Here is a 13,350-nt window from a genome sequence, read left to right on the forward strand (position 1 = left end):
TGAAAAAAATGGCTTGAAAAAAGAAAGCGAACTCAGCGGGGCATCACGGGCAGCTCGTTGGGGCGCAGGTCGAACACCAGCACCTCGGCCTGCTCACCGTCGGCAAAGCGCAGCTCCCTGGGCTCGCGGATGCGGGCCCCGTCGCCTTCGGACAGGCGCTCGCCGTTGACCGTGAGGCTGCCGCGGGCCACGTGCACATACACATGGCGGTCGGCAGCCACGTCCAGCGTGGCCCATTCATCGCCATCGAACAGACCGGCATAGACCCGGGCGTCCTGGTTCACGGCCAGGGAGCCGTCCGCGCCTTCGGGCGAGATGATCTGGCGCAGGCGGCCACGCTTGTCGGCCTCGCTGAAGTGCACCTGCTGGTAGCGCGGTGCGGCACCGCGCACACCGGGCACGAGCCAGATCTGCAGGAAGTGCACGGCTTCGTCACCCGAGTGGTTGAACTCGCTGTGCTCCACGCCGGTGCCGGCGCTCATCATCTGCACGTCGCCGGGGCGGATGACCGAGCCCGTGCCCATGGAGTCCTTGTGCTCCAGCGCGCCTTCAAGCACGTAGGAGAAGATTTCCATGTCGCGGTGGCCGTGGGTGCCGAAGCCCTTGGAGGGGGCGACGCGGTCGTCGTTGATCACCAGCAGGTCCGAAAAGCCTTGCTGCTTGAGGTCGCGGTAGTGGCCGAACGAAAAGGTGTGGCGCGAATGCAGCCAGCCGTGGTTGGCGTTGCCGCGTTGGTGGGCTTTGCGGATGTCGAGCATGGTGGTGTCCTTTCTTCAGATTCGATGGGGTTCACACTGAACTCCTGTCCTGCCATCTGGCAGTTGTCATAGAGCTGCAGTGCTCGGGTGAAGGAAGTATCTTGCCGCAGAGGGGGCCTTAGGTTGAAACATCAAAGGCTCCATGATCGATAATTTCGATGATGAAAATTTCACCCGCCTGACCATGCTGAAACTGACCCTCGACGCCATCGAACTCGTGGATGCCATTGCCCGGCACGGCTCCTTCGCGGGTGCGTCCGAGCAACTGCACAAGGTGCCGTCCACCATCTCCTATGCCGTGGGCAAGCTGGAGGAACAGCTGGGCTTTGCCCTGTTCACGCGCAACGGCCCGCGCGTCACGCTCACGCCTGCGGGGCAGGAGATGCTCAAGGAAGGGCGTTGGCTGCTGGTGGCGGCCGGCCACCTGGAATCGCGCATGCGCCAGATCGCCACGGGCTTCGAGTCGGAACTGCGCCTGGTGCACGACTCGCTGATCCCCACCAGCGCCTTCAACGACGACATCTGCGCCTTCGAGGACCTGAACTGCGGCACGCGCCTGCGCATTGGCTGCGAGGCCCTCACCGGCACCTGGGAGGCGCTGCGCGAAGGCCGCGCCGACATCATCGTGGCGGCGGGCGAAGGCCCGGCTGGCGGGGGTTACAAGGCGGTGGCCGTGGGCAGCCTGGAATTCGCCTTCTGCGTGACGGCCACGCACCCGCTGGCGCAACTGCAGCGCCCGCTGGCCCGCAACGACCTGCTGGAGCACACCGCCGTGGTGGTGGGCGATGGCGCGCGCTCGCTGTCGGACCGCACGGTGGGCCTGCTGGCAGGGCAGCGGCGCATCACCGTGCCCTCCATGGCGGCCAAGATCGCCTGTCAGAGCGCGGGCCTGGGCCACGGCTTCGTGCCGCGCGCCTGCGTGCTCCACGAGCTCCAGACCGGCATCCTGGTGGAGCTGGTGGTGCAGGAGCCCCGGGCCGACGAGACCTTCTGGCTGGCCTGGAAGCCCGAGCACATGGGCGAGGCGCTCAAGTGGTGGCGCCAGCGGCTGGCCCGGCCGCTGCTGCCGGGAATCCTGCCGCACTGATCTGGCCGGGGCCCAGGCCCCGGGGGCCTGGCTTCAGCCCAGTTGCTGCAGCACGGCGTGCGCGCCCTGCTCCGAGGAGGCCGGGTTCTGCCCGGTGATCAGGTTGCCATCGGTCAGCACGTAGGGCGCCCAGTCGGCCCCCTTGGCGTACTGGCCGCCCGCGGCCTTGAGCATGTCTTCCACGAGGAAGGGGACCACTTTGGTCAGTTGCACGGCCTCTTCCTCGGTGTTGGTGAAGCCGGTGACCTTCTTGCCGTCGACCAGGTGCTTGCCGTCCGGTGCCTTGGCGTGGCGCAGCACGCCCGGGGCATGGCAGACCAGGGCCAGGGGCTTGCCTGCGGCAAAGGTCTTCTCGATGAGCGCGATCGACAGCGCATCCTCGGCCAGGTCCCACAGCGGGCCGTGGCCGCCGGGGTAGAACACGGCGTCGAAGTCCTCTGCGCGCACGCTGGCCAGCGCCACGGTGTTCGCCAGCACGCGCTGCGCGTCAGTGTCTGCCTTGAAGCGGCGCGTGGCGTCGGTCTGTGCGCTGGGGTCGTCGCTCTTGGGGTCCAGCGGCGGCTGGCCGCCCTGGGGCGAGGCCAGCGTGATCTGCACGCCCGCATCCTTGAACACGTAATACGGCGCGGCAAACTCTTCGAGCCAGAAGCCCGTCTTCTTGCCGGTGTCGCCGAGCCGGTCGTGCGAGGTCAGGACCATCAGGATCTTTTTCGTCATGGTGTGGCTTTCAGGGGTGGTGGGTGGAGTGGAAGGTTCTTACAGTGCCGCTTCGAGCACGCGGCGGCTCACCGCCAGCGTCACGTCGCGGTGTTCACCCAGCGTGACCATGCCGTGCGCTTCGAGCTGCGCCACCAGCTTGGCCACGCTGTCCGCGCCCACGCCGTAGGCCGACAGGCGTGTGGGAATGCCCATGCGCTCGAAGAAGTCGCGCGTGGCGGCAATCGTGGCGTCGATGCGCTCGTCGTCGGTGCCGCTGCGGATGCCCCAGACCCGCTCGCCGTACTGCAGCAGCTTGGCAGCCTTGGTCGCGCGCTGCGCATCGAGCAGCGAGGGCAGCACCACCGCCAGCGTGCGCGCATGGTCGATGCCGTGCAGGGCGGTCAGTTCGTGGCCGATCATGTGTGTGGCCCAGTCCTGCGGCACGCCGGCGCCGATCAGGCCGTTGAGCGCCAGGGTGGCCGTCCACATCAGGTTGGCGCGGTCGGCGTACACCGGCTCGGGCGCGGCCAGGATGCGCGGGCCCACCTCGATCAGCGTCTGCAAAATGCCTTCGGCGAACCGGTCCTGCACCGCGCCGTCCACCGGGTAGGTCAGGTACTGCTCCACCGTGTGCACGAAGGCATCGACCACGCCATTGGCCAGTTGCTGCGGCGGCAGGGTATAGGTCTTGGTCGGGTCCAGCACCGAGAACACCGGGTAGGTGTGCTTGCTGCCGAAGGCCAGCTTGGCGCCCTTGGCACGGTGCGTGATGACGCCGCCGTTGTTCATCTCCGAGCCCGTGGCCGGCAAGGTGAGCACCGAGCCGAAGGGCAGCGCGCCGGTGACGTTGCGGCCATGCTGCTCCAGGATGGCCCAGGGATCGCCGCCGTCGAACTGCACGGCCGCGGCGATGAACTTCACCGCGTCGATCACCGAGCCGCCGCCCACGGCGAGCAGGAAATCGAAGCCGCCGCCCTTGATCTGCGCCACGGCCTTCATCGAGGTCTCGTAGCTCGGGTTGGGCTCGATGCCGCTGAAGGTGGCGTGCTGGCGTGCGCCGAGTGCCGTGCGCACCTCGGCCAGCGTGCCGGTCTTCTCGGCGCTGGCGCCGCCCACCAGGATGAGCACCTTGGCCGCGGCGGGCACCAGGGTGGCGAGGTCGGCAATGCGGTCCTTGCCGAAGGCGATGTGGGTCGGGTTGTGGAAATCGAAGTTGAGCATGGGGGTTCCGTGGGTTGTGGTGGTGAAGGGTGGAAAGGAATTCGATCGAAGTAGACCGGTCGGCTAGTTATTCAAATGGGCACCGCGAGGTACTGAAACGACTGCTTTCAGGCGGACAGACGCGGCGCCTTGCCTTTGCCCGCGCGAGGCGCCGCCCGGCCTCCCTGCGCATGTGCGACTTGCGGCCTGGCCGGCGCCGATGGAGCACCGGGCCTGGGATCCGCGCCGCCCAGCAAGGCATCCGTGGCGCGCAGCGCATGCTCGAACGATGAGCCATCGCGCCGCAGCTTGGCCAGCAGGCTAGCGCCCAGCCACATTTCGTAGAGCGTGAGCGCCATGGCCTCGGGGTCCGTGGCGGCCGGCACCGAGCCGTCCTGCACGGCCTCGCCCAGGCAGCGGGCGAGCCGCGCGACGATCTGCGTGGTGCCATCGCGCAGGGCGATGCGCATGGTGTCCGACATGTCGGCCACCTCGGCGCTGAGCTTGACGACCAGGCACTTGCTGCCTTCGCCGGCACCGGCATCGCAGGCCGGGCCGTCCACCCCGCACTGCGATACGTTCCAGTAGGCCCAGTAGCGCATCAGCCGCACACGGGCGGGCTGGCCATCGGGCGCCAGCATCTGCTCGAGGTGCGCCAGGTAGCGCTCCATGTAGCTGGCCAGCAGGGCCTCGCCGAAGCGCTCCTTGGAGCTGAAGTAATGGTAGAACGATCCCTTGGGCACACCGGCCGCCGCCAGGATCTCGGCCAGCCCCACGCCCACAAAGCCCTTGGCGGCAATGAGGCGCTCGCCACAGCGAAGGATGTGGGTCTTGGCGGAGGGTTGGTCGGTGGTCACGGGGGCTATTGTGCGCCGATTAGACCGGTCGTCTAGTCCCCTGGCGCGCCGACCCTGCCGGCAGCAGGGTCAGCGTGCGTCGAGCAACGACGGCAGGCGCTCGACCAGCATGTCGATGACCACCCGCGTCTTCAGCGGCAGCGCCCGCGCCTGCGGCCATACCGCGCTGAGCGCGTAGCCAAAGGGCTGCGGCTCCTGCAGCACCTTCTGCAGCCGGCCCTCGGCCACGGCATCGGCCACCAGCCAGGCAGGCAGGCGTGCCAGGCCCACGCCCTGCATGGCGGCCATGGCCGCGACCTCCAGGCTGTTGCAGCTGAAGTGAAAACGCGAAGGCGCGATGAAGTCGATCACACGCCCCGCAGCGTCGTTGAATTGCCAGGGGTGCGGCCCGGTCTCGCGTGCATAGCCGACAAAGCTGTGCGCCGCCGGCTCGGCAACCAGTGCCTGCATGTCCGCCGGCCGGCCATGGGCCGCCAGGTAGGCCGGCGAAGCATACACACCCATCCACTGGTGGCCGAGCGGTCGCGCAACCAGCGCCGCGCTGTCGCCCAGCGGGCCGCTGCGCACGGCCAGGTCGATGCCCTCCTCGACCAGGTCGATGCGCCGGTCGCTGAAGGCCAGCTCGAACGCCAGCTGGGGATGGCGCTGACCGAGCTCCATGAGCAGCGGTGCCAGGCGCACGCGGCCGATCAGCTCGGGCGCCGTGATGCGCACGCGGCCACTGGGCACGAGCCGCCCGGCTTCGAGCGCAGCATCGGCCGCATCGAGTTCGTCGAGCGCGCGGCGGCAGCGCTCGTAGTAGGCCTGGCCATTCTCGGTGAGGCTCTGGCTGCGCGTGGTGCGATGGAACAGGCGCGTGCCCAGGCGCTCTTCCAGCCGCGCCACCGCCTTGCCCACGGCCGATCGCGTGAGCTGCAGGCGCTGCGCGGCCAGCGCGAAATTGCCAGCCTCGACGGCCGCGACGAAGGCTTCGATGCCTGCTAGGCGTTCGCTCATTGGTTCTTTTCAGTCGCTATTTATCGGAATAAACGGCTTCACTACGGAATGAAGATAGCCAATAGCATGACCCATCTCTTCATGAACCGCAAGGCATCCGACATGGCAGACACCACCCTTCCCCACCGCTGGCAGATCACCGACTTCGGCCGCCAGCACCTGCAGCGGGCCGAGGCGCCCGTGCCCCAACCCGGCCCGGGCCAGATCCTGGTGCGCGTGGAAGCCGCCTCGCTGAACTACCGCGACCTGATGGTCACCGACAACGCCTACGGCTGGACGCCGCCGCTGCCCTTCGTGCCGGGGTCCGACCTCGCCGGCACGGTGCTGTCCGTGGGCGACGGCGTCACACGCTGGCGTGGCGGAGAGCGCGTGATCAGCACCTTCATGGCCGGCTGGCTCGATGGCGCCATGCCGCCCGAGGCGTTTGCCCTGGGAGGCCCGGGCCCCGGCACGCTGGCCTCGCACGTGCTGCTCGATGCCCAGTGGGCCGTGGCCGCGCCCCGCACCCTCAGCGCGGCACAGGCCAGCACCCTGCCCTGCGCCGCGCTCACGGCCTGGTTCGCACTGGTCGAACAGGGGTCGCTGCGCGCCGGCCAGACGGTGCTGATCCACGGCACGGGTGGCGTTGCGCTGTTCGGCCTGCAGTTCGCCCGCATGCATGGGGCGCAGGCCATCGTCGTCTCGGGTGCCAAGGACAAGCGCGACAAGGCCCTGGCGCTGGGCGCCAGCCATGTGCTGGCGCGCGACGCGGACTGGCCCGCTGCCGTGCGCGAACTCACGGGCGGCCGCGGTGCCGACCAGGTGCTGGAAACCGTGGGCGGCGCCAACCTGGGCCGCTCGCTGGAGGCGCTGGCGCAGGGCGGCCGGCTGTCGGTGATCGGCGTGCTGGCGGGAGGCGAAATCAGCGGTTCGGCCTACCACGCCATCCGCAGCCGCGCGACCATCCAGGGCCTGAGCGTGGGCCACCGGCGCGCGCTGGAGGACATGGTGCGCGCCATCGACGCGAACGCGCTGCAGCCCGTGGTGGCGGCCGAGTACGGCTCCGACCAGGTGCCCGAGGCCTTTGCGCACCTGGAACGCGGCGCCTTCGGCAAGGTGGTGGTGCGGTTCTGACGCACACAGAGGCAGTCAATCCGAGGTCAGTTGCTTGGCGGGCTTTCGGGTTGCGCTGCTAGGCCGGCCTGCGCGCTCTTGAGATCGGAATCTGTCTTCCGCAACCTGCGCACCCCGGAAATGATGCTGACAACTACACACGCGATGAGCGCCGCCCCAGCGAAACCAACGATCAAAAGCTCTCGAAGCCACATCGCCACAAAGCGCCAGACATCAAATCTCTGATCACTTGGATACAGACATACTGCGGAGTAGTACATCAAGGCAATCATCAAGCCCACGATGCCAGCGAAAAAGGCGATAGTTCGCAAGAACAGCAGCGCAGTCCCTCCTGACGCCTTGGGCTCCGAAGAGGAGGAAGGAGGAGGCTCGGGGCAATGCGTATCAGGTGGCATTCGCACAGCCCTGCAGCGATAGCGCATTGCAATGCATCAGCAACGCCGCACCATCCGGGGTGACGACCTCCCCCACCGGCCAAAAGCCCGCATGGGTGTAGCAGCGGATGGCGCGCGCATTGTCCGGGCGCGGGTCGGTCTGCACCAGGGTCACCGTCGGGTCGGCCAGCAGTTGGTGGACGAAGGCCCGCACCATCGCGCGGCCGATGCCCTGGTTCACCTGGTCGGCATGTGCGAGGAACTGGTCGATGCCGCGCACGCCGGGGTCGGTGACGTCCTCCCACCAGCCATCGCCCGAGCCCATGGCGACATAGGACTGGATGAAGCCGATGGGGGCTCCATCGAGCGAAGCGATATAGGCCAGCGTGGCGCCAGGGGCGCCCTGCTCCGCTACCAGGTCCGCGTGCAACTCGTCGATGCTCTCGGGCGGCTCCCACCACTGCGCGACATGGGGCTGCAGCAGCCAGCCATGCAGCAGGGGCAGGTCCTGCGCGCGCAGCAGGTCAAAGCGAAAGCCGGTCACTGCACTCCTCGCGCTCAGGCCGGGCGACGCGCCATCAGTGCCCACAGGCCCGCAGCCCCCAGCAGAGAGCCCCCGGCGAGGTTGAAGCGGCGCTGCGCACGCGGCGAGGCCAGCAGCCGGCTGGCCGAACCGGCGAACACGGCGTAGGCCGTGGCATTGAGCGCCGCCAGCGTGACGAAGGTCGCGGCCAGAATCCACAGCTGCTGGGCGATGGGTGCACCGGGGCGGATGAACTGCGGCAAGAACGCCACGAAGAACACGATGCCCTTGGGGTTGAGCGCCGTGACCAGGTAGGTGTTGGCGAACAGTTTCCAGCGCGAGCCTGGGGCCTTGGGCGCGGCCAGTTCGGCCACGCCCACGCCGGCGCGCAGCATCTTGAAGGCCAGGTACAGCAGGTACAGGCCGCCGGCCCACTTGATGACCGTGAACCAGAAGGCCGAGGTGGCCAGCAGCGTGCCCAGGCCCAGCAGCGACACGGCGAGCGCCGTCGAGTCACCGAGCGCCACGGCCGCGACCAGCGGCACGTTGGCACGGCGCCCGTGGGCCATGGAATAGCTGATCACCGTGAGGATGGTGGGACCGGGAATGATGAGCATCACCGCACAGGCGGCGACGAAGGCGAACCAGACTTCGAGGGACATGGGGTTGGCTCCTTGGGACGCATGCCCCATCACGGGCCACGCAAAGCGCCAGTATGTCAAAAAGCCTGCCGCCCGCCTGGACGGCAGCAAGCGGCCGCTCAGTACCCAGCCGGGATATCGGGCTCGACCAGCTGGAGCAGCAGGGTCAGCGACTCCTGCCAGCCCAGGTAGCACGACTCTGCGGGGATCACGGCGGGAATGCCTTCCTGCACCACGCTCATCTCGGTGCCGCAGGACACCGGCGTCAGCGTGACCGTGGTGGTCATCTCGCCGGGCAGGTTGGCATCGTCGAAGCGCGCGTTGTAGCGCAGGCGCTCGCCCGGTACCAGCTCCAGGTAGGTGCCACCGAACGAATGGCTGCCGCCCGCCCCGTGGTTGGTGAACGACATGCGGTATGCACCACCCACGCGGGCGTCGAGCGCGTGCACCTCGGCCGTGAAGCCGTGCGGCGGCAGCCACTTGACCAGGGCCTGCGGCGTGAGGAAGGCGCGGTAGATGCGGTCGGGCGTGGAGCGGATGACGCGGTGGAGACGAACGGTGCCGGTGGTGGTGGTCATGGTTGGTGCCTATGAAGCAGAGGACGGCCCTCTAGAACCTGCGACGTTCAACCATGGCGGATATCGACACGGCTCAGACCAGGGGAAACCCGAGGTCATGGTGTGCGTGCAAGGTCCAGCAGCAAATCCAGCCGCCGCACCTGTGCCCAGGTGTCCCGCTTGAAGGCGCGGTGGTAGGCATCGATGGCCGCCACGGACCGCGCCGCCACCTCCTGCGCCCGCTGCTGCGAGCCCGAGCGCATGTAGTAGACGAGGAAGTCGCCCTCGGGCCCCGCGTCGAGGAACACCGACTCCACCGTCACGCCCTCGGCCGCCAGGGTCTGCAAGGCCTCGTTTCGGTGGGCGCGCAGATGCTCCGCCCACGCGCGCACCCTGGGCAGGGAATCCGGCTGGAGCTGGATGCGGGCGCAGACGACGTCTTCGGTCGGGGTCATGGATGCTGGGCGGCTGGCGCCATGAAAAAAAGGGCCACTATCGCCGGTGCACCCGGCGATGGCAACCCTTTGGCACCGGGGGCAGAGAGCCCCGGTGAAGACCACTCAGTCGAGTTTCACGCCAGCGGCCTTGATGATTTCGCCCCAGCGCTTGGATTCGGCGCGGGCCATGGCGCGGAACTGCTCGGGCGTGCCGGGCAGCGGCTCCATGCCGAAATCGGTCATGCGCTTGAGCACCGCGGGGTTGGCCAGCGCCTTGTTGAGGTCGCCGTTCAGGCGCGCGGTGATCGCAGCCGGCAGGCCCGCAGGGCCGAGGATGCCCTGGAAGGCATAGACCTCGGTGTTGGGCACGCCGGCTTCGGCCAGGGTGGGCACGTCGGGCAGTGCCGAGACGCGCTTGGCCGAGCCGATGGCCAGGGCGCGCACCTTGCCCGAGGTGATCACGGGCAGGCCGGCGGCCAGGTCCAGGAACATGCAGGGCACCTGGCCGCCCATCACGTCCTGCAGCGCGGGCGCTGCGCCGCGGTAGGGGATGTGCGTGAGGAAGGTCTTGGTGCGGTTCTTGAACATCTCCATCGCCAGGTGGTGCGGCGAGCCGTTGCCGGGCGATGCGTAGTTGAGCTTGCCGGGATTGGCCCGCGCGTAGGTCAGGAACTCCTTGAGCGTCCTGGCCTCGAAGGATGGGTGCACCACCAGCGCTAGCGGAAAGCGGCTGATGCCACCCACGTAGGTGAAGTCTTTCTCGGGATTGAACGGCAGCTTGGTGAACAGGTGCTCGTTGAAGGCCAGCACGGCGTTGTCGGCCGACATGAAGGTGTTGCCGTCCGGCTTGGCCGTGGCCACCATCTGCGCGCCGATGTTGGTGGCCGCGCCGGGGCGGTTGTCCACCACGATCTGCTGGCCCAGGGTCTGGCGCATGGCCTCGGCCACGGTGCGCGCCAGCACGTCGGTGCCGCCGCCGGCCGGGTAGGGCACGACCCAGCGCAGCGGCTGGTCGGGCCAGGCGGCCTGGGCCTGGGCCCAAGGGGCTGCGGCGGACGCTCCGGCGGCAGCCAGGGCGGAAAGAACGGTGCGGCGTTGCAGGGTCATGCTTGTCTCCATGATGGATAGAAAAAAGAAAGAGGGGAACGCGGCGGCTCGCTAGCGCGCCGTCGATGGCCTGTCGGCCCTGGCCCCGGGCAGGGCATGGGGTACGCGCGTCACGCGAAAGCCCCTGGACTCCATCAACGCGGGCAGGCCCTGGACGCCCACCATGTGCAGCACGCCCACGGCCGCGAACACCGAATGGCCCGCCGCATGCTGGGCGGCGATGCCGTTGGCCAGGGCGGGGTTGCGCCCGTCCACGATGCGCGCGAAGTCGGCGCGGTCCTCGGCCGTCTTCAGGCAATCGCACCAGTCGCCATAGTCGCGCAGGGTCTCGAGTCGGCCCTCGGCCCAGGCGCGCGTAAGCGTGGCGATGATCTTGCGGGCCTGCCCGCCTTCGAGTTGCCTCAGGCCCTCGTCCAGCGTGCGGGCCACCTTGGCCGGATCGTCCGAAACCAGCAGCGCGATCTGCGCCTCGGCCGACTCCAGCGAGACGACCTTCTTGTCCATGGCGCGCGCCAAACCCGCGAGGAACAGATCGATGCCATAGGCCGGGTCGATGCCCGTGGTGCGCGCGGCCAGGCCGACCAGCGACACGAGCTGGATCTCGGGCCGCAGGCGCGCCAGGGAGGCATCGGCGCACAGCGCTTCGCTCTGCACGCGCAAGCGCCTGGCCAGGGGTTCGGGCAAGGGGGGCGTGTTGGGGCCAGGCATGACGGCGGCGGCCAGCCCACCGGCGATCGCCGGGTCCATCAGGTCCACCTCCAGCGCAATGCGGTCGGCGCGGCGCAAGGCCTCGCGCACCGCAGGGCCGGGCAGCACCCAGCCGCGCTCGGCGGCATGGATCGTGCCGTAGAGCCAACTGGTGTGGCCATCCTTCTCGATGCGCCAGAGCAGGCCGCGGTCGCGGTCGTCGCGTCGGGCGGCCTCGGCATCGGCAGGGCCGATGGGGGTGGCGGCGGGTGGGCAGGCGGGGGCCGGATCGGCCTTGCCCTGTGCCTGCGCAGCCAGCGCCGGAATGGCCAGGGCCACGCACGCCGTGCCTGCACGCAGCTGCCGCGCAAGGGCTCGCCAGGTGGCCCCAGGCATCAGACCGGCTCCGTGATCGCCTGGTCGATGGCGCCGAAAATGCTGGCGCCGTCCTTGCCCTTGACCTCGATGCGGATGGTGTCGCCGAACTTCATGAACTCGGTGCTGGGCTTGCCGTCCTGGATGGTCTCGATGCAGCGCTTTTCGGCGATGCAGCTGTAGCCCTTGGGCCACTCGGTGCGGCCGTTCTGCTCCACGCCCTTGTTGCTCACGGTGCCGCTGCCGATGATGGAGCCGGCGCGCACGTTGCGCGTCTTGGCCACGTGGGCGATCAACTGGCCGAAGTGGAAGGTCATCTCGGGGCCGGCATCGCACATGCCGACCTTGCGGCCGTTCCAGGTGGACTGCACCACCAGGTCCAGGCGGCCCTGGTTCCAGGCGTCGCCCAGCTCGTCGAGCGTCACCGCCACGGGGCTGAAGGCGGTGGCCGGCTTGCTCTGGAAGAAGCCGAAGCCCTTGGCCAGTTCGGCCGGGATCAGGTTGCGCAGGCTCACGTCGTTGGCGACCATCACCAGGCGGATGCCGTCCAGGGCCTGCTCGGGCGTGGTGCCCATCTTCACGTCGCCGGTGATGACGGCGATCTCGGCCTCGAAGTCGATGCCCATGGCTTCGCTGGGCACCACCACGTCATCGCAGGGGCCGATGAAGTCGTCGCTGCCGCCCTGGTACATCAGCGGGTCGGTGTAGAAGCTCTCGGGCACCTCGGCGTTGCGCGCCTTGCGCACCAGCTCCACGTGGTTGATGTAGGCCGAGCCGTCGGCCCATTGGTAGGCGCGCGGCAGCGGGGCCATGCACTGGGCCGGGTCGAACGGGAAGGCGTGGCGCGCACGGCCGGCGTTGAGCTGGTCGTACAGGTCCTGCAGCTGGGGCGAAAGGAAGCCCCAGTCGTCCAGCACCTGCTGCAGCTTGCTGGCGATGCCGGTCGCATAATGGGCCATGCCCAGGTCGCGCGAGACGACGACCAGTTGGCCGTCGCGCGAGCCGTCTTTGTAGGTAGCAAGTTTCATGGGTGAAGGCCTCTTGTCTCTGGAACAGCGGTGGTGCCGACGGCACAGTACACGTCGGGCATGAATTACGCTTGGGTAAATTGATTTAACTAAACAAAACCAGAGAATTTTAGTGCACATGGACAAAGAACGTGCAGGTATCCAGTCCGTGGAGGTCGGCTTTGCGCTGCTGGAGGGCCTCACGCGCGCCCGCGGGCCGCTCATGCTCAAGGACCTGGCCGCGTCTGCCGGCATGAGCGCCGCCAAGGCCCACCGCTACCTCGTGAGCTTTCAGCGCCTGGGCCTGGTGACCCAGGACAGCCGCACCGCACGCTACGACCTGGGGCCCGCGGCGCTCAAGCTCGGCCTGGCGTCGCTGGCACGCCTGGACGCGGTGCGCCTGGCGCGTGAACGCATGCCGGCGCTGATGGAGAGCATCAACCACACGCTGGCCCTGGCCGTCTGGGGCAACCATGGCCCCACCATCGTGCACTGGGAGGAGTCGGCCCAGGCCGTCACCGCCAACCTGCGGCTGGGCGACGTGATGCCCTTGCTGGCCTCGGCCACTGGCCGCTGCTTCGCCGCCCACCTGCCGCCGGAGGTCGCCGCCCCCCTGCTCAAGGAAGAACTCGCCCGCGCCAGCAAGATGCGCCGCACCGACCTGCCCACCACCATGGCCGAGGTGCAGGCCGTGCTGGCCGAGGTGCGCGAGCGCGGCGCGGCGCGCGTGGTGGACACCCTGCTGCCCGGCATCGTGGGCTTCTGCGCCCCGGTGTTCGATGCCGACGGCCACCTGGAGCTGGGCATCACCACGCTGGGCTCGGTCGCCACCTTCGACCCCGAGTGGGGCGGCGCCATCGACGCCCCGCTGCGCGCGGCGGCGGCCCAGCTTTCGCGCGACCTGGGCGCGGGCGCGGTCTGATGCCGGGGCT

The 13,350-nt window shown here is 68.8% G+C and carries 15 protein-coding genes; 3 read left to right on the forward strand and 12 right to left on the reverse strand.

Features of this window, described 5'->3' with window-relative positions; genetic code table 11:
* Positions 1–32 precede the first annotated feature (32 nt).
* Positions 33–758 carry a pirin family protein gene (locus AC07PA_RS08770; RefSeq protein ID WP_494609189.1) on the reverse strand — a complete coding sequence of 242 codons (726 nt, stop codon included), beginning with the start codon at positions 756–758 and terminating at the stop codon, positions 33–35.
* Between the two features lie 184 nt (positions 759–942).
* Between AC07PA_RS08770 and AC07PA_RS08775 the strand changes: the two genes are divergently transcribed.
* A complete protein-coding gene (locus AC07PA_RS08775; protein WP_494609188.1) occupies positions 943–1,845 on the forward strand; it encodes a LysR family transcriptional regulator in 903 nt (300 codons plus the stop codon).
* Between the two features lie 33 nt (positions 1,846–1,878).
* On the opposite strand, the gene AC07PA_RS08780 is transcribed toward AC07PA_RS08775, so the two are convergent.
* From AC07PA_RS08780 to AC07PA_RS08795, 4 genes are all read right to left on the reverse strand, one after another.
* Positions 1,879–2,562 carry a type 1 glutamine amidotransferase domain-containing protein gene (locus tag AC07PA_RS08780; RefSeq protein WP_494609187.1) on the reverse strand — a complete coding sequence of 228 codons (684 nt, stop codon included), beginning with the start codon at positions 2,560–2,562 and terminating at the stop codon, positions 1,879–1,881.
* A 39-nt stretch (positions 2,563–2,601) separates the two neighbouring features.
* A complete protein-coding gene (locus tag AC07PA_RS08785) occupies positions 2,602–3,765 on the reverse strand; it encodes an iron-containing alcohol dehydrogenase (RefSeq protein ID WP_494609186.1) in 1,164 nt (387 codons plus the stop codon).
* A 107-nt stretch (positions 3,766–3,872) separates the two neighbouring features.
* Positions 3,873–4,601 carry a TetR/AcrR family transcriptional regulator gene (locus AC07PA_RS08790; protein WP_494609185.1) on the reverse strand — a complete coding sequence of 243 codons (729 nt, stop codon included), beginning with the start codon at positions 4,599–4,601 and terminating at the stop codon, positions 3,873–3,875.
* 69 nt (positions 4,602–4,670) lie between these two features.
* On the reverse strand, positions 4,671–5,597 hold the full coding sequence (locus AC07PA_RS08795; RefSeq protein WP_494609184.1) for a LysR family transcriptional regulator: 927 nt from the start codon (positions 5,595–5,597) through the stop codon (positions 4,671–4,673).
* Between the two features lie 66 nt (positions 5,598–5,663).
* On the opposite strand from AC07PA_RS08795, the gene AC07PA_RS08800 reads away from it, so the two are divergent.
* The gene (locus AC07PA_RS08800; protein WP_494609183.1) at positions 5,664–6,710 is read left to right on the forward strand and encodes a zinc-dependent alcohol dehydrogenase family protein; all 1,047 of its coding nucleotides are present in this window, start codon (positions 5,664–5,666) and stop codon (positions 6,708–6,710) included.
* 384 nt (positions 6,711–7,094) lie between these two features.
* On the opposite strand, the gene AC07PA_RS08805 is transcribed toward AC07PA_RS08800, so the two are convergent.
* From AC07PA_RS08805 to AC07PA_RS08835, 7 genes are all read right to left on the reverse strand, one after another.
* Positions 7,095–7,628 carry a GNAT family N-acetyltransferase gene (locus tag AC07PA_RS08805; protein WP_494609182.1) on the reverse strand — a complete coding sequence of 178 codons (534 nt, stop codon included), beginning with the start codon at positions 7,626–7,628 and terminating at the stop codon, positions 7,095–7,097.
* 14 nt (positions 7,629–7,642) lie between these two features.
* Complete coding sequence (locus AC07PA_RS08810) at positions 7,643–8,269, reverse strand: LysE family translocator (RefSeq protein ID WP_007848784.1); 627 nt, start codon at positions 8,267–8,269, stop codon at positions 7,643–7,645.
* A gap of 98 nt (positions 8,270–8,367) precedes the next feature.
* Positions 8,368–8,826: an SRPBCC family protein gene (locus AC07PA_RS08815; RefSeq protein ID WP_145694900.1), complete on the reverse strand. Its 459-nt coding sequence runs from the start codon at positions 8,824–8,826 to the stop codon at positions 8,368–8,370.
* Positions 8,827–8,921: 95 nt separating this feature from the next.
* Positions 8,922–9,260 carry a DUF6176 family protein gene (locus AC07PA_RS08820; RefSeq protein ID WP_494609181.1) on the reverse strand — a complete coding sequence of 113 codons (339 nt, stop codon included), beginning with the start codon at positions 9,258–9,260 and terminating at the stop codon, positions 8,922–8,924.
* A 105-nt stretch (positions 9,261–9,365) separates the two neighbouring features.
* A complete protein-coding gene (locus AC07PA_RS08825; RefSeq protein ID WP_494609252.1) occupies positions 9,366–10,343 on the reverse strand; it encodes a Bug family tripartite tricarboxylate transporter substrate binding protein in 978 nt (325 codons plus the stop codon).
* Between the two features lie 57 nt (positions 10,344–10,400).
* Complete coding sequence (locus tag AC07PA_RS08830) at positions 10,401–11,432, reverse strand: TraB/GumN family protein (protein WP_494609180.1); 1,032 nt, start codon at positions 11,430–11,432, stop codon at positions 10,401–10,403.
* Positions 11,432–12,439 (reverse strand): fumarylacetoacetate hydrolase family protein, encoded by a 1,008-nt coding sequence (locus tag AC07PA_RS08835; protein WP_494609179.1) that lies wholly within the window; start codon positions 12,437–12,439, stop codon positions 11,432–11,434. The genes AC07PA_RS08830 and AC07PA_RS08835 overlap by 1 nt, the downstream gene beginning before the upstream one ends.
* Positions 12,440–12,557: 118 nt before the next feature.
* On the opposite strand from AC07PA_RS08835, the gene AC07PA_RS08840 reads away from it, so the two are divergent.
* The gene (locus tag AC07PA_RS08840; RefSeq protein WP_007848775.1) at positions 12,558–13,340 is read left to right on the forward strand and encodes an IclR family transcriptional regulator; all 783 of its coding nucleotides are present in this window, start codon (positions 12,558–12,560) and stop codon (positions 13,338–13,340) included.
* The last annotated feature ends 10 nt before the right edge of the window (positions 13,341–13,350 follow it).

Source organism: Acidovorax sp. GW821-FHT09B03 (assembly GCF_059418305.1).